Below are 18,801 nucleotides of genomic sequence, written 5' to 3'. Positions count from 1 at the left end.
CCCGCGCGCCCCAGGCCGACGACGCGCCGGGCGTCTTAAGAACCACAATCGACACCTAAAACACCCGCCAAGCGCCACAAGAACCACAATCGACACCCAAAACACCCGCCGAGCACCACAAGAACCGCAACCGACACCCGCCCCCCGACTTTCGCCGAAAATCGATGCGCCGGCCGGCTGAAAACGTCACATCCGCAGCCCATCCCCCTCAACAGCCACCACATCATCCCCGCCAAGCGCCTGATAAACCGTGACCTGATTCACCAACCGATTCAGCATATTCTCATCGCTGGCCACCTCAGCCACCCGCCGTTTCTCCTGCGCATCCAGCCAATCCCGCAGCGGCACCGCCCCCGCCCGATACCTGACTTCGTACAGCCGCTCAGCCTCCCGAGCCGCCCGCAACGACAGATCCAGCTGCGCCGCACGAATCGACAACTGCGTCCGATTCGACAGCGCATTCTCCACATCCGCCATCGCCTGATACAGCGCCTGCCGGAACGTCACCACCCGCTCCTCAAAATCCGCTTTCGAAATCCGGATATTGAGCTGCATCTGGTTCCATTGCAGAAATGGCAACGTCAACCCCGCCCCCAACGTCCCGATCGGATTCTTCAACACATCCGACAACGTCGGGCTAGAACTCCCCAACGCCCCCGTCAACGTCACAGGCGGATAAAAGCTAGCCCGCGTCGCATCCACGGTAGCCAGCGACTCCCGCAACCGCAGCTCCGCCGCCCGCAGATCCGGCCGCCGCCCCAGCAACTCCGCTGGCACCCCCGCCCGCGCCTCCGGCAACGCGCTCGACGGCAACCGCATCGGATCCGCCGTAATGCGATCCGGCGGCCCATCGAACAGAATCGTCAACGCATTGATGTACTCCACCCGTTGCTGCACCAGCAACGCATGCGCCGCCTCCTGGCTAGCCACCGTCTGCTCCGCCTCGGCCAACTCCAGCGCCGACGCCCCGCCCGCCGCGTACTGCGCCCGCACCAGGTCCTGCGTGCGCCGCGCGTAGGCAATGCTCTCCTCGCTGCTGGCGATGCGTTGGTTGATGAACGCCGTCTGCCAATACAACGTCGCCGTCGTCCCCACCAGCGACAGCGCCGCGGCCTGGCGGTCCTGCTCCGTCGCCAGCGCCTCCCACTGCGCCGCATCCCGCTGGCGCGCCAGCTTGCCCCACAGGTCCACCTGATAGCTCACCGTCAGCTCGGCCGAATTGGCCCGCGTGATCGCGCGATCCCCATACAGATTGCGCACCCGCGACACATTGGCGTCCCCGCCAAACTGCGGCATCAGCTGATCATCCGCCAATCCCGCCTGATACTGCGCCCGCCGCACGCGGATCGCCGCCGCCGCCAGATCGTTATTGCGCGCCAGCGCCGTCTCCACCAACCTGTTCAGCACCGGATCATCGAAATTGCGCCACCAGTCGCCTCCATCGGCCAGCGAAGCCTGCGCGCCCGCATCAGCGCCCGCCCCCGCATAAGTCCAGGACGCCGGCACACTTACCGCCGGCCGCTCGTAATCCGTACGCAGCAGACCGCACCCGCCCAGCGCCAGCAACAGCGCCACGCCCAGCGGCTTGCACACCAGAGAAACTGCTTTCATCTTCCTCATTCCCGGGCCAACGCCTCGACGGGATCCAGGCGCGCCGCGTTGCGCGCCGGCAGATAGCCAAAAATCACACCGATCAGCGTCGAGCACGTGAATGCCGCCACCATCGATGCCGTGGAATAGATCATCTGGAACGAGCCGCCCGTCGCCTTGCTGACCAGCACGCCCAAGCCCAGCGACAACAGGATGCCGACCGCCCCGCCGATCAGGCACACCAGCACCGCCTCGATCAGGAACTGCTGCATGATGTCGCTGCGCCGCGCGCCCACCGCCATCCGCACCCCGATCTCGCGCGTGCGCTCGGTCACCGACACCAGCATGATGTTCATCACGCCGATGCCGCCCACCATCAGCGAAATCAGGGCGATCAGCGACACCAGCAGCGTCATCGTCGCCGTCGTGCGCTCGATCGTCTTGCGCACCGCATCCGTGTTGAACACGAAAAAGTCCTTCACCACGTGCCGGCGCGTCAGCACCCGCACGATCGCCTGTTCGGCGGCGGCCGGCGGCGTCGCGTCGTTCACGCGCACCGTGATGCTTTTCAGGTGCTGCTGCCCCAGCACCCGTGACAGCGCCGTCGTATAGGGAATCCACACGTTCAGCGAGTCGTTGCTGCCGAACACCGTGTCCTTCTTCTGCGTCACCCCGATCACGCGCGCCGGCATCGATCCCAGGAAGATCACCTGCCCGATGGGCTCCGTATGCGACCCGAACAGCGCACGCCGCGTGCCCTCGTCGATCACCACTTCCTGCGCGCGGCGCGCCACGCTGGTCTCGTCAAAGAACTTGCCCTCGGCCAGCTTGATCGCGCGCACCCGGAAGTACTGATCGCCCACGCCCTGGATCGACCCATTCACCGACACGTTGCGATAACGCAGCGTATTGCTCGTTCCCACTTCCGGCGTCACGCTGTCCACATAGGACTCGCGCGCCAACGCCTCGGCGTCCGCCGCCACCAGCGTGCGGATGTTCACCGCCTTCTCGTCGCCGAAATCCTTACCCGGAAAAACCTCAACCGTGTTCGTGCCGATTGCGCTGATGTCTTCGAGGATCTTGCGCCGCGAGCCCTCGCCCAGCGCCACCACCGACACCACCGCCGCAATGCCGATGATGATGCCCAGCATCGTCAGCGACGTGCGCAGCCGATGCGCGTTCATCGCCAGCAGCGCCATGCGCAGCGCCTCGCCGCAGCGGTCCAGATACGCCTGCCAGGCCGGCCGCTGGGCCATCGCCGGGGCCTCGTCCAATGCCGTCTGATGGCGCGGCGCGTCCGGATTGCGCTTGTCCGCGACGATCTCGCCGTCACTGATCTCGATGATGCGCTGCGCGTGGCGCGCCACGTTCATATCGTGCGTGACGATGATGATCGTGTGTCCCGCCGCGTTCAGTTCTTCCAGGATGCGCAGCACCTCCTGGCCCGTATGCGTGTCCAGCGCGCCCGTGGGCTCGTCGGCCAGGATGATGTCGCCGCCGTTCATCAGCGCTCGCGCGATACTCACGCGCTGCTGCTGACCGCCGGACAACTGGCCGGGCCGGTGCTCGGAACGATCGGCCAGGCCCAGCCGCGCCAGCAAGGCCGAAGCCCGCTCCAGCCGCGCCTCGCGGCGCTTGCCTGCGTAGACCGCCGGAACCTCCACGTTGCCCTGCGCGCTCAGGTCCGCCAGCAGGTGATAGCGCTGGAAGATGAACCCGAAGTGCTCCCGGCGCAGCTCTGCGAGCTCGTCCGGATCGAGCTCGCCCGTGCTGCGGCCGTCGACCTTGTAATCGCCGCGCGTGGGCCGGTCCAGGCAGCCCAGGATGTTCATGAGCGTCGACTTGCCCGACCCGGACGCCCCCACGATGGCGACCATCTCGCCCGCCTCGATCGTGAGGTTGACGTCCTTCAGGACCGCGATCGTCTGGTCGCCCGCTGGAAACTCGCGGCGCACGCCCGACAGGGAAATGAGCGGACCGCTCATGTCAGGCTCCCGGCTTGGCGGCGGCCGGCGACGAATCCGCCGACACGACGCGTTCGCCCACCTCCAGGCCTTCCAGCACCTGCGCCTGCACATTGTTGTTCATGCCGATGCGGACCTGGCGCGTCTCGGTCTTGTTGCCGTCCAGCACCACGCGCACCTCGTATCGTCCGTCCGCGCCGCGCTTGCCCAGCGCCGACGCCGGCACCACCACCGCCCCCTTGGCCTCGCCCAGCACGATGAAGACCTGCGCCGTCATCGAGATGCGCAGCTTCTCGTCGGGATTGGGCACATCGAACAGCCCGTTGTAATAGACCGCGGCGCTGGTGGAGGTGCTGGTCGAGGACGTCAGCGATGACGCCGCGTCGTCCTTCTGGATGGAATCGGGGGCCGGTTCCACCGCGCGCAGCGTGGCGCGGTAGCGCTCGTCCGGTTCGCCCAGGATCGTGAAGTAAACCGGCAGCCCGGGCTTAACCCGCGTCACATCGGCCTCGGAGATCTGCGCCTTGATCGTCATGGTGTCCACCTGCGCCACCTTGATGATGGTGGGCGCGCTCTGGATGGAGTTGACCGTCTGGCCTTCCTTGGTCACCACGGCGACCACCATGCCGTCCATCGGCGAGACGATGCGCGTGTAACCCAGGTTGACCCGGGCCGTGTCCACCTGGATCTCGGCCTGCGCGATCTGCGCGTCCAGCGACGCGATCTCGGCACGGGTCACGGCCAGCGTGGCCTCGGCGGTTTCATAGGCCTCGCGCGAGCTGGCGTCGGCCGCCAACATCATGCGCTGGCGCTTGAACGCCAGTTCGGCCTGCTTCAGCGTGGCGACCTTGGCCGCCCGCTCGGCGCGCCGCGTCTGCAGCGCCGCTTCGGCGTTGCGCAGCTCGTTCTGCTGGGTCAGGTCATCGATCTCGGCGACCAATTGTCCTTTCTTCACGCGATCGCCCAGTTCCACCTTCAGGGACTTGAGCTGGCCCGTGGCCTGCGCCCCGACGCTGACGCGTTCGATGGCGTCGATGGTGCCGCTGGCCAGGACGCTGTCTTCCAGGTCCGCGCGGGACACCTCGGCCACGGCGAAGGTAGGCGGCGGCGCCGAGAAGAACGCGGCGCGCGCACCGAAGACAAGAAGCAGGAGGATGACGGCTATCAGGACGTAGCGCTTGAACTTGCTGCGGGACTTTTTCATTGAACCTGGACGATGGGAACGGCAAGGCGCCACGGGCGGCGCCGGTAATACTGCAAACCAGCGGTGAAAACCGTAGACGGATTGCACCACACGGTGGGTTCCGTTGCGTGAACGATACAACGATCCCGTCACTGCTTCGGAACCGTTTTACCGCGCCTGCCGCGAACGTGCCGTCATCTTGCCGAATAAGCGCACGACTTGTCCGGTAGAGACCGTTAACTTCGCAGTGTGACTAGTCACTGTCCGCTGCAGCGCAAAAACGCATCGCCTCGACATAGCCGGATGTTACGAACAGAATGAATGCAGTTAAGCCGTGTCTACCTCCAACAGATCCCCCTCCTCGCCATCCAGTTCCCCGGAATTTTCCGGGGCGGTGCTTTTGTGCCTGCTGGCAATGATGAATCATGTGGCGCTGACTGGCGGACGGATCACCGTTTCTCTGACGGCGCTGCAGATGGGGCTGTCCACATTCACGGTGGGCACGCTGGTGGCGGTGTTTGCCGTGCTGCCCATGCTGTTTTCGGTCCGAGCGGGTCGCTGGGTGGACCGGGTCGGCATCGTCCGTCCGCTGGTCATCGGCACCACATTGGTGGCTTTCGGCACGCTACTCCCCTCTATTTCACAAACCCAGTCCGCGCTGCTGGTCGCGTCCTGCTGCATCGGCATCGGCTTCATGCTGCATCAGGTCGCCACGCAGGATTTGCTGGGACACGCCGAACCCGAGAAGCGGCTGCGCAATTTCTCGTTCATGTCATTGGCCCTGGCAGGGTCGGGATTTTCCGGTCCTTTGATCGCCGGTCTGGCCATTGACCACCTGGGTACGCGCACGGCCTTCGGCCTACTCGCCGTCGGGCCCCTGCTCTCGGGAATCGGCCTGTATGCGCTGCGCAATCAGTTGAAGGCCGTCGACGCTGCCATCACTGGCGTGCGAGAGGCCCAGCGCCGCCGGGTGACCGAATTGCTCGCCGTGCCCGCCTTGCGCCGTGTCCTGATGGTGAACACCATCCTGTCCGGCGCGTGGGATACCCACCTGTTCGTCGTACCGATTTTCGGCGTGGCGATTGGCTTGTCCGCCACCACCATCGGCGTCATTCTTGCGTCGTTCGCGGCGGCAACTTTCGTTATCCGGCTGGTTTTGCCGCTGATCCAGCGCCGGGTGCGATCCTGGACACTGGTGCGCGTGGCCATGGCCACGGCGGCAATCGACTTCGTGCTTTACCCGCTGTTCACCGACGTTACCGTCCTGATCGTGCTGTCTTTCATCCTGGGACTGGCGCTGGGCTGTTGCCAACCCAGCATGCTGTCCATGCTGCACCAATACTCACCACCGGGCCGCGCCGCCGAAGCCGTGGGCCTGCGCATGGCGCTGATCAATGGTTCGCAGGTGTCCCTGCCGTTGACCTTCGGCGCGCTGGGTGCGGTAATTGGCGTTGCCCCGCTTTTCTGGGCCTATTCCGTGGCGCTGATGGCCGGGGGCTGGGCCAATCGAAATCCTCCGCACGAGCCTGAACGGAAAACGTAGTTGTGAACAAGCAGTCCTCCCCCTCAGACATCTCCGGCGCGTCCTTGCCCTTCCGGCTCTGGACGCCAGAAGAACGCCAAGTCTCGCTCGACGACGCGCTCAAACACTGGCAGGCCGGGGAAGACGTCTGGGTATTCGGGTACGGATCCCTGATCTGGCGACCGGATTTCGACTTCCAGGAACGGCGCCTGGCCACATTGCGCGGCCATCATCGGGCGCTGTGCCTGTGGTCCCGGGTGAACCGGGGTACGCCCGAATGCCCGGGCCTGGTGTTCGGATTGGATCGAGGCGGTTCCTGCCGGGGCGTGGTCTACCGGCTGGCGGGCGACCAGGTCCCCAATTACTTTCCTGCCCTCTGGGAACGCGAGATGTCCACGGGCGCCTACCTGCCCCGCTGGATCAACTGCGCCACGGACGAAGGGGTCGTCCGCGCACTGGTCTTTATCATGAACCGCAGCAATCCCGCCTATATCCGCGCGCTGCCCGAGCCGGAACTGCTGGAGATCGTACGCCGCGCGGCGGGACGCTACGGCCCGTGCACGGATTATGTGGTGCAGACCGCCCAGGCCCTGCGGTCCGCCGGCATCCACGACGCCCGGCTCGACGCGATCGCACGCCGGCTGGAACTGGACGGCCACCCGCTGCCCGAAGGTCCCTGACGCCCACGGGGCAAGCAGGCGCGGCGAACTTGCCCGGGGCCTGCGCGGGGTCAATGAGGGGCCGGTCTTCCAGGCGGTATAAACTCCCTGTTATCAACGCTGAACCCCTAAGACCATGTCCGTCTCTGATCTGCGTCAAAGCTACGAAAAGAATGTGCTCCTGGAAAGCCAGGCCGCCCGCTCCCCGTTCGAGCAATTCACCCGCTGGTTCGACGAGGCCCTCGCGGCCAAGGTGCCCGAACCCAACGCCATGACCCTGGCGACGGTGGATGCCAGCGGCCAGCCCAGCGCCCGCATCGTCCTCATCAAGGGCTTTGACGACCAAGGCTTCACGTTCTTCACCAATTACGAATCGCGCAAGGGCCTGGACCTGCTGGCCGAACCGCGCGCCAGCCTGCTGTTCTTCTGGCAGCCGCTGGAGCGCCAGGTCCGCATCGAGGGCGTGGTGGAAAAAGTGGCCGCCGAAGAGTCGGACGCCTACTATCACAGCCGCCCGGCCGGATCGCGCATCGGCGCCTGGGCTTCGCGCCAGAGCCAGCCCATCACCCGCGAAGAACTGGAAGCCCGCGAAAAGGAATTCCGTGAACGCTTCGGCGAACAGCCGCCGCGTCCGCCGCACTGGGGCGGCTACCGTCTGAAGCCCACCGCCTTTGAGTTCTGGCAGGGGCGGCCGTCCCGCCTGCACGACCGCCTGCGCTACGTCGCGGACGGCGCGGACTGGAAGATCGAACGCCTGTCTCCCTGATACAGGCGCCCCCGTCGCGGGGCGTCCCCACGCCGGGTGCCTCCCGCGCCCGACCGAACTGTCTACTGCATGTCCGCCTCCTCCCCTGATTTCGATTCCGTCTTCTTTCGCACCGCATTGGGCCGTTACGCCACCGGCGTGACGGTCGTGACGACCGCCGGCCAGGACGGCGCGCCCATCGGCCTGACGGTCAGCTCGTTCAATTCGGTCTCGCTGAACCCGCCGCTGGTGCTGTGGAGCCTGTCGCTGGGCTCCTCGTCGCTGGAGGCCTTCGAACAGTGCGAGCGCTACGTGGTAAACGTGCTGAGCGCGGATCAGATCGCGCTGGCGCGGCGCTTCGCGACCGGCAAGACGCCGGACCGCTATGCCGGACTGCAGGTGCATTACGCGCCGGGCGGCACGCCGATGCTGGACGGCCACTGCGCCGCGTGGTTCGAATGCCGCAACCGCAGCCGCTATGTCGAAGGAGATCACGTCATCATGGTCGGAGAAGTCGAACGTTGCGGTCATAGCGGCGAGCCGCCGCTGGTGTTTCACGCCGGCGGATTCGACCTGACGCCGGCCGGCACGCGCGCCGAGAAGGCCAAATCATGAGCGTCGACGTCGATTGCGTCGTCATCGGCGCCGGCGTAGTCGGCCTGGCAATCGCCCGCGCGCTGGCCCAATCCGGCCGCGAGGTGCTGGTGGCCGAGGCCACCGAGGCCATCGGCACCGGCACCAGCTCGCGCAACTCCGAAGTCATCCACGCCGGCATCTATTACCCCGCCGGAAGCCTGAAGGCGCGGCTATGCGTGCGCGGCAAGCATCTGCTGTATGCCTACTGCGCCGAGCGCGGCGTGCCGCACAAGCGGCTGGGCAAGCTCATCGTCGCCACCAGCCCCGAACAGGCCACGCAGCTGGAAGGCATCGCCCAGCGCGCCCGCGCCAACGGCGTGGACGACCTGCAGTACATCTCGGGCGAAGAAGCCATGCGCCTTGAGCCCGCGCTGCAATGCACCGCCGCGCTGGTGTCGCCGTCCACCGGCATCGTGGACAGCCACGCGCTGATGCTGTCCTTTCAGGGCGACGCCGAGAACGCGGGCGCCCAATGCGTCTTCCATACCCCGCTCGTGTCGGGGCGTGTGCGTCCTGAAGGCGGCTTCGAGCTGCAATTCGGCGGCGATGACGCCATGCAACTGACCTGCAACGTGCTGATCAACTCGGCCGGCCTGCAGGCGCCCGCCCTGGCGCGGCGCATCGAAGGCGTGCCGGCAGACAGCATCCCCACCGATTACCTGTGCAAGGGCAGCTATTTCACGCTGTCCGGGCGCGCGCCGTTTTCGCGCCTGATCTATCCCGTGCCGCAGCACGCCGGCCTGGGCGTGCACCTGACGCTGGACATGGGCGGCCAGGCCAAGTTCGGCCCCGACACCGAATGGGTCGGGACCGAGAACTACACGCTGGACGCATCCCGCGCCGAGGTGTTCTACGAAGCCGTCCGCACCTACTGGCCAGCGTTGCCGGACGACGCGCTGGCGCCCGGTTACACGGGCATCCGGCCCAAGATCTCCGGCCCGCACGAGCCGGCCGCCGACTTCGTCATCGCCGGCCCCGCCGTGCATGGCGTGCCGGGCCTGGTGAACCTGTTCGGCATCGAATCCCCCGGGCTGACCTCCAGCCTGGCCCTGGCGGAAGAAACCCTGGCGCGCCTGTCCGCCTGATCTCCGCCCGCTTCCTCTTTCTTATTCATCCATTTCCGCCATGCAGCACAACGACTACATCCTGACCCTGTCCTGCCCCGACCGCACCGGCATCGTCTACCGCGTCAGCGGCCTGTTGTTCGAACTGGGTTGCAACATCCTGGATTCGCAGCAGTTCGGCGACGAAGAGACCGGCCGGTTCTTTCTGCGCGTGCACTTCGACCTGCCGGTCGGCGCCTCCGCCGACGACCTGCGCACCCGCCTGGACGCCATGTCCGCCGACTACGGCATGGAACTGAAGCTGCACGACGCGCGCCGCAAGGAACGCCTGCTGATCATGGTCAGCAAGCAGGGCCACTGCCTGAACGACCTGCTGTTCCGCGTGCACAGCGGCCATCTGCATGCCGAAGTGGCCGCCATCGTCTCGAATCACAACGACTACGCCGGCCTGGCCGCCACCTACAACATCCCGTTCCACCACCTGCCGGTCACGCCCGACACCAAGCTGGAACAGGAGAAGCAGGTGCTCAAGATCGTCGACGAGGCGAACATCGACCTGGTCGTGCTGGCGCGCTACATGCAGATCCTGTCCGCCGACATGTGCCGCGCGCTGACCGGACGCGCGATCAACATCCACCACAGCTTCCTGCCCAGCTTCAAGGGGGCACGTCCTTATCACCAGGCGCATGCGCGCGGCGTGAAGATCATCGGCGCCACGGCCCACTACGTGACCTCGGACCTGGACGAAGGCCCGATCATCGACCAGGACATCGAACGCGTCGACCACACGATGACCGCCCAGGACCTGACCCAGGTGGGCAGCGACATCGAATCCCTGGTGCTGTCGCGCGCCGTGCGTAGCCACGTCGAACACCGCATCCTGCTGAACCGCAACAAGACCGTCGTGTTCCGCTGATCCTTACGCCTTTGACGGGACCGCCGCGGGCGGTTGCAACGGCGGAAACGCCTGGGCCACCAACGCCACCGCGCGCTCCTGCAAGGGCGAACGCGCCGCATCGGGCCAGATCACCTGGCTGATCGAGCGCGCATCGTGTTCAAACGCAATGAACCGCGTGCCCGCCAGCCCGCTGCGCGACAGGCACGCCGGCACGATCGACACCCCCAATCCCTGCGACACCAGCGACGCCACGCTCAGCCAGTGGCGCACCTCGTGCCGGATCGCCGGCATGAAGCCGGCCGACACGCACATGGCCAGCACGGTTTCGTAATAGCTGGGCGAGGCCGCCCGCGCGAAAAAGACAAAGTCATCCTCCGCCAGCTCCGCCAGCCGCAGCGACGTGCGCTGCGCGAGCGGATGCGCGTCCGGCAGACACACGACGAACGGCTCGGCCATCAGATCACGCGCCTGCACGCCGTCCGGCACCGGATTGGCGTGGATGAAGCCCAGATCCTGCTCGCCGCGCCGCACCGCCTCGATCTGGTCATGTGAGTTCAGTTCGGTCAGCACGTGCTCCACGTCGGGCAGTTCCGTGCGCATGGCGCTCAGTAGCGCGGGCAGGCCCCGATACAGCATCGACCCCACGAAGCCGATGCGCAGCCGGCCCCGCAGGCCCGCGTCCACCTGGCGCACCAGCGTGCGGACCTCTTCAGCCTGGCGCAGCAGAATCAGGGCCTCGTGGTAGAGCGCCTGGCCGGCGTCGGTCAGCTCGACATGCCGGCTGGTGCGGGCCAAGAGGCGCGCGCCGATGTTCTCTTCCAGCTGGCGAATCGCGTAGCTGAGCGGCGGCTGCGAGATGTGCAGGCGCGCCGCCGCGCGGCTGAAATGGCGCTCTTCGGCCACGGCGATGAAGTAGCGCAGCAGCCGGGGTTCCAAGTCCATGCGTCCCTCCTTAAGGCATATCTATATTTTTTTTGGATTGATCTACATCAAAACAGTATTTGAATAGATAAATCAAGGCCCTCACCATAGGACATCTCCCCGTTCGACCCGGATGCCGCCATGGATACCCCTGCCTTGCCCGTTGCCGCCACCGCCACGCCCGTCCCGGATTCCCGCGGGCTGAACCTGTTCAGCGCCGACCCATACGCCGAGGCGCTGAGCCGACGCTACCTGCCGCCCGCCCTGCACGCGCATCTGTTGCCGCACCTGAGCCGGCTGGGCGAACTGGCAGGCGGGGTGATGGACGAACTGGCTTCCGTGGCCGACAAGCATCCGCCCACGCTGTCCGTGCGCACCCGGGCCGGCACGGACGAGTCCCGCATCGACAAGCATCCGGCCTACGTCGAACTGGAACGCCTGGCCTACAGCGAATTCGGTCTGGCCGCCCTGTCCCACCGGGGCGGTGTGCTCGGCTGGCCCGAGCCCATGCCCGCCGCCGCCAAATACGCGCTCAGCCATCTCTTCGTGCAGGCGGAGTTCGGCCTGTGCTGCCCGGTCAGCATGACGGACTCGCTGGCGCGCACGCTGCGCAAGTTCGGCGACCCCGCACTGGTCGAGCGCGTGCTGCCGCAGGTGACGTCGCAGGACTTCGATACGCTGCGCCAGGGCGCCATGTTCATGACCGAACAAGGCGCGGGCTCGGATGTCAGCGCCACGGAGGTCACGGCGCAAGCGCAGGATGACGGCACTTGGCGCATTCACGGCGACAAGTGGTTCTGCTCGAACCCCGACGCCGGCTTTGCGATGGTGCTGGCCCGCAGCGAAACGGACCCCGGCCTGAAGGGCGTGTCGCTCTTTCTGCTGCCGCGCGACCTGGCGGACGGCACGCACAACCACTACCGCATCCTGCGCCTGAAGGACAAGCTGGGCACGCGCTCCATGGCCAGCGGCGAAATCCGTCTGGAAGGCGCGGTGGCCTGGCTGGTGGGCGAACGCGGCCGCGGCTTCAAGCACATGGCCGACATGATCAACAACTCGCGCCTGTCCAACGGCATGCGCGCCGCGGGCCTGATGCGCCGCGCCGTCACCGAGGCCGTCTACGTGTCGCAGCATCGCCGCGCCTTCGGCAAGCGGCTGATCGACATGCCGCTGATGCAGCGTCAGCTCGTCAAGATGATCGTGTGGACAGAACAGGCGCGTAGCGTCATGTTCCAGACGGCGCGCGCGCTGGCCGATGCCGATCAGGGCGCGGCGGACCCCGCGCTGGCGCGCATCCTGACACCGCTGATCAAGTTCCGCGCCTGCCGCGACGCGCGCAAGGTCACCGGCGACGCGATGGAAGTGCGCGGCGGCTGCGGCTATATCGAGGAGTTCACCGAACCCCGCCTGGTGCGCGACGCGCATCTGGGTTCCATCTGGGAAGGCACCAGCAACATCGTCGCGCTGGATGTCCTGCGCGCCATCAAGAAAGAGCATTCCCTGCCGGCGCTGCGCAGCCACATCGACCGCCTGCTGGCCGACGGCGCGCCCTGCCCGTCCGAACTGGCCGATCTGCAGGCCAGCGCCCTGGAAAAGACCTACGCGCTGGCGGAACACGCCGCGCAAGGCGACCATGCCCAGCTGGCGCGCCAGGCCGCATCGCTGCTGTATCACGCGGTGTCCATGGCCGCGTTGCGCTGGGAAGCCACCGGCACGGGTCTGGAAAGCCGCGCGCGGCTGGCCGACCAAGTGCTGCTGCACCGCCTGGCGCCGCGCGATCCCTATGCCATCCCGCCTGACGAAAGCGCGGCCTGCCAGGCCATCCTGCAGTACGCGCTGTAACGCCCTTCCGGCTTTTGCAGTAACCCGACGCCGGCGGCACAGCCGGCGCGCCATCCACTGGAGACATGCATGAAACGCTATTTCACCCCCCTGTTCCTGGCGGCCGCCGCCATCGTCGCGGCCACCCCGGCCGTTGCCGCAGACGCCTACCCCACTGCGCGGCCGGTCACGCTGGTCGTGCCCTTCCCGCCCGGCGGCCCCACCGACGCGCTGGCGCGCCGCCTGGCCGAAAAGCTGCGCGAGCCGCTCAAGCAGAACGTCATCGTCGAAAACCGCAGCGGCGCGGGCGGCAACATCGGCTCTGAATACGTCGCGTCCGCCAAGCCCGACGGCTACACCATCCTGTTCGGCACGTCCGGCCCGCTGGCCATCAACGTCAGCCTGTACAAGAAGCAGAACTACAACCCCGAGACCAGCTTCGCGCCCATCATCCGCATCGGCCACCTGCCCAACATCCTGGTCGTGAACCCGTCGGTGCCCGCCAACAACATGCAGGAACTGATCGCCTACGCGCAGAAGAATCCGGACAAGCTGAGCTACGCCTCGTCCGGCAACGGCGCGTCGTCGCACCTGGCCGGCATCCTGTTCAACCGCATGGCCGGCACCAAGATCATGCACATCCCCTACAAGGGCACCGGCCCCGCGCTGAACGATCTGCTGGGCGGCCAGGTGTCGATGTCGTTCACCGACATCCTGACCGCGCTGCCGTACATCAAGGCGGGCAAGCTGCGCGCCATCGGCCTGGCCAGCGCGCAGCGTTCCGACGCGCTGCCCGAGCTGCCGACGCTGTCCGAGCAGGGGCTGAAGGGCTATGACGTCAGCGTCTTCTTCGGCATCGTTGCTCCCAAGGACACGCCGGCCGACGTGGTGAACACGCTGAACCAGGCCTTCAAGACGGCGCTGTCCGATCCGGCGATCGAGCAGACGCTGCGCATGCAGGGCATCGTCGAAGCGCAGGACAAGACGCCGCAAGGCCTGTCCACCTTCATCACCACCGAAGTCCCCAAGTGGCGCGAGCTGATCCAGAGCGCCAACGTTTCCATCGACTGACGCGAAGAATTCCATGGCTCACACCCTACCCAATGCCGGCGCCCTTGCGGGCTGCAAGGTGATCGATCTGTCACGCGTGCTGGGCGGTCCGTACTGCACGCAGATCCTGGCCGACCACGGCGCCGACGTGCTGAAGATCGAGCCGCCCGGCGGCGACGAGACGCGCGGCTGGGGCCCGCCCTTTCTGGGCGAGACGGCCTCGTACTTTGTCGGCGTGAACCGCAACAAGGACGGCATGACGCTGGATCTGTCGCAGCCCGCCGGGCAGGAACTGCTGCGCCACCTGCTGGCTGACGCCGACGTGCTGGTCGAGAACTTCAAGCCCGGCACGCTGGAAAAGTGGGGCCTGGGCTATGAAGACCTGAAGGCGGCCTTCCCCGCGCTGATCCATTGCCGCGTCAGCGGGTTCGGCTCGGACGGCCCGTTGGGCGGCTTGCCCGGCTACGACGCCTGCGCGCAGGCGATGTGCGGGCTGATGAGCGTAAACGGCGATGCGGACGGCGAAGCGACGCGCGTGGGCCTGCCGGTGGTGGACATGGTGACGGGGCTGAACGCAGCGGTGGCGATCCTGCTGGCGCTCAACGAGCGCACGCGCAGCGGGCTGGGGCAGTTCCTGGACATCACGCTGTATGACTGCGCGCTGTCGCTGCTGCACCCGCATGCGCCCAATTATTTCTACAGCGGCAAGGTGCCGCAGCGCAGCGGCAACGCGCACCCGAACATCGCGCCGTACGAAACCTTGCCGACCGCCAGCGGGCCGATCTTTCTGGCCGTGGGCAACAACCGCCAGTTTGCGATGCTGGCGCAGACGCTCGATGCGCCGGCGCTATCGGCGGATGCTCGCTACGCCACGAATGCAGACCGCCTGCGCCATCGCCAGGCGCTGCGCGACGATCTCTCTGCGCTGCTTGCCCGCCACGAAGCCGCCGCGCTTGCCGACCAACTGCTGCGCGCCGGCGTGCCTGCCGCCGCCGTGCAGACGGTCGATCAGGCGCTCGCGCATCCGCATACGCGGCACCGCGGCATGGTGCTGGAACAGGGCGATTACAAAGGCGTGGGCTCGCCCATCAAGCTGTCGCGCACGCCTGCCACGCTGCGCAAGCTGCCGCCAGACCTGGCGCCACCAGCCGGGCAGGACTGATCCCGCATCGATGCCCCCGCCCGGCGCCCGCCGGGCTTTTTTTGCTGCAGCGTTTCCGCTTGGCCAGGTGTCAGACACCGTCCGAAGTGGACCGCTATCCCCGCGCGCAACAACTTAGACATTTGGTTTCAGCACACCGCCCTATTGCCGCCGTAGACTTTTTTTGCATTTTGCGTCGCATCTGCACGCTTTCCCGAGCCACATAAAAAGGCGAGCCACATAAGAGGAAATAAAAGACTATGGCCACGACAGACTCACAAGACCACGGCCAGCTGAAACGGGTGATGGGCCCGAAGCTGCTCCTGCTATTCATTGTTGGCGACATCCTGGGCACCGGCGTCTACGCACTGACAGGGCAAGTGGCCGCTGAAGTCGGCGGCGCAGCCTGGCTGCCGTTCCTGGTCGCCTTCGGGGTGGCCCTGCTGACCGCGCTGTCCTACCTTGAATTGGTCACCAAGTACCCGCGCGCCGCGGGCGCCGCGCTCTACGTCCACAAGGCGTTCGGCGTGCACTTCCTGACGTTCATCGTCTGCTTTACCGTCATGTGTTCCGGCCTGACGTCGGCCGCCACCGCCTCGCAGGCCTTCGCCGCCAACCTGTTCGCCGCGATGGGCATCGAGGCCGAAAAGCACTGGATCACGCTTGGCGCGCTGGGCTTCATGACGCTGGTCATGCTGGTCAACTTTCGTGGCGCGACTGAAAGCGTCCGGGCCAACGTCGTGCTTACGCTGATCGAGCTGTCAGGCCTGCTGATGGTCATCCTGCTGGGCTTTTACGCCATCTCCGGCGGCCAGGCGGATTTCTCGCGCGTCGTCGCGTTCGACACGCCCGAGGACAAGAGCGTGTTCCTGGCCGTGACCTCGGCCACCGCGCTCGCGTTCTTCGCCATGGTCGGCTTCGAGGATTCGGTCAACATGGCCGAGGAAACGCACGATCCCAGCCGCATCTTCCCGAAGGTCATGCTGACCGGCCTGGGCATCACAGCACTCATCTATGTGCTGGTGTCCATCTGCGCCGTTGCGCTGGTGCCGGTGGGCGAACTGGCCAAGAGCAGCACGCCGCTGGTACTGGTGGTCAAGCGCGCCGCGCCGGATCTGCCCGTGGAGTACATCATGCCGATCATCTCGATGTTCGCCGTGGCGAACTCGGCGCTGATCAACATGATGATGGCCAGCCGCCTGTTGTACGGCATGTCGCGCCAGGGCGTGCTGCCGTCGTTCCTGGCGCACGTGCACCGCAAGAACCAGACGCCGTGGACGGCCATCCTGTTCACGACGGCGCTGGCCTTCGGCCTCATCATCCTGGTGTCGCTGACCGACTCGCAGGCGATCCGCGCGCTGGGCGGCACCACCGCGTTGCTGCTGCTGGGCGTGTTCGCGTTCGTGAACGTCGCGGTGCTGGTGCTGCGGCGTGACCAGGTCAAGCACAAGCACTTTGCCATCAACCGCATTGTCCCGTGGCTGGGCGCCGCGGCCTGCCTGTTCCTGGTTACGCCGCTGACGGGCCGTGACGTGATCCAGTATCAGGTCGCCGGCTGGCTGCTGCTGCTGGGCGTGGTGATGTGGTTCGTGACCTGGCTGGCGCGGCGCCGCGAGGCCAAGATGGAGCTGGATCCCTCGGCCCTGGAGTGATGCGTGGCGCCACGGCTGAGGCGCCCTCAGCCGGGCGCCTCAGTCTCACGCGCTGGCCGCGGCGTCTCAGCGAGGACACCCCCGCCGGGCCTGGCGCCGCAGCGCGGCGTCAGCCGCCCACCGCCAGCCCTTCGCGGCGCGGGTCCGCGCCGCCTTGCAGGCCCTTCGCATCGATGACGATGCCGTGGATGCCGCTGGGAAACTCGGTGATGCGCACCGGGTGGCCCATGCGCTCCAGTTCCGGCGCCAATGCTTCCAGCGCCGTGCCCTTCTCCAGTTCGGTTTCCTTGTTGCGGCTGCCCATGTTGGGCAGGTCGATTGCCGACTGAATATCGAGATCCCAGTCCAGCACGCCCACGAGCGTCTTGGCGACGTAGTTGATGATTGCGCTGCCGCCCGGCGAGCCCACCAGCACGTAAGGCTTGCCATCGCGTAGCACCATCATCGGCGCCATCGAGCTGCGCGGGCGCTTGCCCGGCTCGATTCGGTTGGCGACGAGCCGGCCTTCGGGATCCTTGAACGACGACGAAAAATCGGTCATCTCGTTGTTCAGCAGAAAGCCCCGCACGAAGATCTTGCTGCCGAATTCGCTTTCGATGGTCGTCGTCATGGTGAGCGCGTTGCCTTGCGCGTCGACGGCCACGAGGTGGCTGGTGGACGGCAGTTCCAGCGCGTTGCCCTTGCCCAGCGACAGCAGCTTGCCTTCGGGGTCACCGGGCAGCGCGACCTTCATGCTGCGATCCGGCTGGATCAGCGCGCCGCGCGCGCGCAGGTAGGCGGGGTCCAGCAAGGCGCGTACCGGGACGCGCACGAAGTCCGGGTCGGCCACGTAGAAATCGCGATCAGCGAAGGCCAGCCGGCCGGCTTCCGAAAAATAATGCACCGCCTGCGCCGTGCCCGGCGCGTAGCGGCTCAGCGGAAACTGCTCCAGCTCGCCCAGCATCTGCAGGACGGCGATGGGACCACTGCTGGGCGGACCCATGCCGCAGAGTTGATAGCCGCGGTACGCGCCGCACACGGGGTCCCGCGGCTTGGCGCGATAACCGGCTAGATCGTCCAGGCTCAGGTCACCGGGCTTCTCGTGACCTTGCACTGCTGCGACGATGTCGCGCGCGATGTCGCCCTGGTAGAACGCATCAGCGCCTTGCGTTGCCACCGCGCGCAGCGTGCGTGCAAATTCCGGGTTTTTCAACACGTGGCCCACGGGCCAGGGCGTCCCGTCCGGCGCATAGAAATACGCGGCCGCCGCGGCCTGCTGCGGCAGCGCCTTGTTGCCGGCCAGCAGCGAATGCAGGCGCGGCGACACCGCAAAGCCCGCTTCCGCCAATTCAATAGCCGGCTGGAACAGGTCGGCCCAGGGCAGCTTGCCGTGCGTCTTGTGCACCAGTTCCAGACCGCGCAACAGGCCGGGCACCGCCACCGACATGCCGTTGTTGACGGCCTGCGCAAAAGGCAGCGGTTTGCCCTCGGCATCCAGGAAACGATCAGGCCGCGCGGCCGCGGGCGCGGTCTCGCGGCTGTCGATGGTGCGGATCTGGCCGTCCGCCGCGGAGTACAGCACCAGGAACGCGCCCCCGCCGATGCCCGACGATTGCGGCTCGACCAGATTCAGCACAAGCTGCGTGGCAATGGCGGCGTCCACCACGCTGCCGCCGCGCCGCAGCATCGCTTCGCCCGCACGGCTGGCCAGCGGGTTGGCCGACACCATCATGAAATGCGGCGCGCGCACCAGCTGGCGCGCCTGGACGCCGCTGGCGGCTTCGGGATTGATGTCCTCGGCTGCGGGCGGCGTGCGCGCCCAACTGGCGGAAACAAATGGCAGGCCGGTTATCGCGGCGGCGAGCAGCAGGGCGGCGTGGCGGCGTAGGCGCATGAATGGCTCCGGTGGTCGCCGGACATCCGGCTGGCGTCCATGATAGTCAAAGGGCGGCGCCGCTGTCGCGGTTCAACTGCAG

Annotated in this window: 15 protein-coding genes; 10 read left to right on the top strand and 5 right to left on the bottom strand. The window is 66.7% G+C overall.

What is annotated here, in order from left to right; translation table 11 throughout:
- Window positions 1-186: 186 nt before the first annotated feature.
- Genes B3098_RS27675 through macA form a run of 3 tightly spaced genes read right to left on the bottom strand, consistent with a single transcriptional unit; the run spans window position 187 to window position 4,758 of the window.
- Window positions 187-1,611: an efflux transporter outer membrane subunit gene (locus tag B3098_RS27675; RefSeq protein WP_286900394.1), complete on the bottom strand. Its 1,425-nt coding sequence runs from the start codon at window positions 1,609-1,611 to the stop codon at window positions 187-189.
- A 5-nt stretch (window positions 1,612-1,616) separates the two neighbouring features.
- Window positions 1,617-3,575, bottom strand: coding sequence for a MacB family efflux pump subunit (locus tag B3098_RS27670; RefSeq protein WP_175123247.1), 1,959 nt, complete (start codon window positions 3,573-3,575; stop codon window positions 1,617-1,619).
- A 1-nt stretch (window position 3,576) separates the two neighbouring features.
- A complete protein-coding gene (gene macA, locus B3098_RS27665; protein ID WP_286900393.1) occupies window positions 3,577-4,758 on the bottom strand; it encodes a macrolide transporter subunit MacA in 1,182 nt (393 codons plus the stop codon).
- 313 nt (window positions 4,759-5,071) lie between these two features.
- Here macA and B3098_RS27660 point away from each other — a divergent pair, with 313 nt between their 5' ends.
- The 6 genes from B3098_RS27660 (at window position 5,072) to purU (ending at window position 10,279) form a co-directional block, all read left to right on the top strand.
- Window positions 5,072-6,280 carry an MFS transporter gene (locus B3098_RS27660; protein WP_286900390.1) on the top strand — a complete coding sequence of 403 codons (1,209 nt, stop codon included), beginning with the start codon at window positions 5,072-5,074 and terminating at the stop codon, window positions 6,278-6,280.
- A gap of 2 nt (window positions 6,281-6,282) precedes the next feature.
- Window positions 6,283-6,939, top strand: a complete 657-nt coding sequence (locus tag B3098_RS27655; RefSeq protein ID WP_286900389.1) for a gamma-glutamylcyclotransferase — start codon at window positions 6,283-6,285, stop codon at window positions 6,937-6,939.
- 115 nt (window positions 6,940-7,054) lie between these two features.
- Entirely contained in the window at window positions 7,055-7,684 is a 630-nt protein-coding gene (gene pdxH, locus B3098_RS27650; RefSeq protein WP_175123250.1) for a pyridoxamine 5'-phosphate oxidase, read from the top strand.
- 69 nt (window positions 7,685-7,753) lie between these two features.
- A complete protein-coding gene (locus tag B3098_RS27645) occupies window positions 7,754-8,278 on the top strand; it encodes a flavin reductase family protein (RefSeq protein WP_175138841.1) in 525 nt (174 codons plus the stop codon).
- Window positions 8,275-9,384, top strand: a complete 1,110-nt coding sequence (locus tag B3098_RS27640) for an NAD(P)/FAD-dependent oxidoreductase (protein ID WP_286900388.1) — start codon at window positions 8,275-8,277, stop codon at window positions 9,382-9,384. The genes B3098_RS27645 and B3098_RS27640 overlap by 4 nt, the downstream gene beginning before the upstream one ends.
- Window positions 9,385-9,424: 40 nt before the next feature.
- On the top strand, window positions 9,425-10,279 hold the full coding sequence (gene purU / locus B3098_RS27635) for a formyltetrahydrofolate deformylase (protein ID WP_175138843.1): 855 nt from the start codon (window positions 9,425-9,427) through the stop codon (window positions 10,277-10,279).
- A gap of 3 nt (window positions 10,280-10,282) precedes the next feature.
- Here the strand turns inward: purU and B3098_RS27630 are convergent, their stop codons facing one another.
- A complete protein-coding gene (locus tag B3098_RS27630; protein WP_286900387.1) occupies window positions 10,283-11,203 on the bottom strand; it encodes a LysR family transcriptional regulator in 921 nt (306 codons plus the stop codon).
- A gap of 120 nt (window positions 11,204-11,323) precedes the next feature.
- On the opposite strand from B3098_RS27630, the gene B3098_RS27625 reads away from it, so the two are divergent.
- The 4 genes from B3098_RS27625 (at window position 11,324) to B3098_RS27610 (ending at window position 16,846) form a co-directional block, all read left to right on the top strand.
- A complete protein-coding gene (locus B3098_RS27625; RefSeq protein WP_286900385.1) occupies window positions 11,324-13,024 on the top strand; it encodes an acyl-CoA dehydrogenase family protein in 1,701 nt (566 codons plus the stop codon).
- Between the two features lie 69 nt (window positions 13,025-13,093).
- On the top strand, window positions 13,094-14,074 hold the full coding sequence (locus B3098_RS27620) for a Bug family tripartite tricarboxylate transporter substrate binding protein (protein ID WP_218344949.1): 981 nt from the start codon (window positions 13,094-13,096) through the stop codon (window positions 14,072-14,074).
- A 13-nt stretch (window positions 14,075-14,087) separates the two neighbouring features.
- On the top strand, window positions 14,088-15,215 hold the full coding sequence (locus B3098_RS27615; RefSeq protein WP_218344950.1) for a CaiB/BaiF CoA transferase family protein: 1,128 nt from the start codon (window positions 14,088-14,090) through the stop codon (window positions 15,213-15,215).
- A gap of 239 nt (window positions 15,216-15,454) precedes the next feature.
- Window positions 15,455-16,846 carry an APC family permease gene (locus tag B3098_RS27610; protein WP_286900384.1) on the top strand — a complete coding sequence of 464 codons (1,392 nt, stop codon included), beginning with the start codon at window positions 15,455-15,457 and terminating at the stop codon, window positions 16,844-16,846.
- 109 nt (window positions 16,847-16,955) lie between these two features.
- Here the strand turns inward: B3098_RS27610 and ggt are convergent, their stop codons facing one another.
- Window positions 16,956-18,719: a gamma-glutamyltransferase gene (gene ggt, locus B3098_RS27605; protein ID WP_286900383.1), complete on the bottom strand. Its 1,764-nt coding sequence runs from the start codon at window positions 18,717-18,719 to the stop codon at window positions 16,956-16,958.
- Window positions 18,720-18,801 lie beyond the last annotated feature (82 nt).

The organism is Achromobacter sp. UBA2119, assembly GCF_002331005.1.
Lineage (GTDB): Bacteria > Pseudomonadota > Gammaproteobacteria > Burkholderiales > Burkholderiaceae_B > Achromobacter > Achromobacter animicus.
Note: the sequence above shows the minus strand (reverse complement) of the source record. Positions and strands in the feature narration are given on the sequence as shown.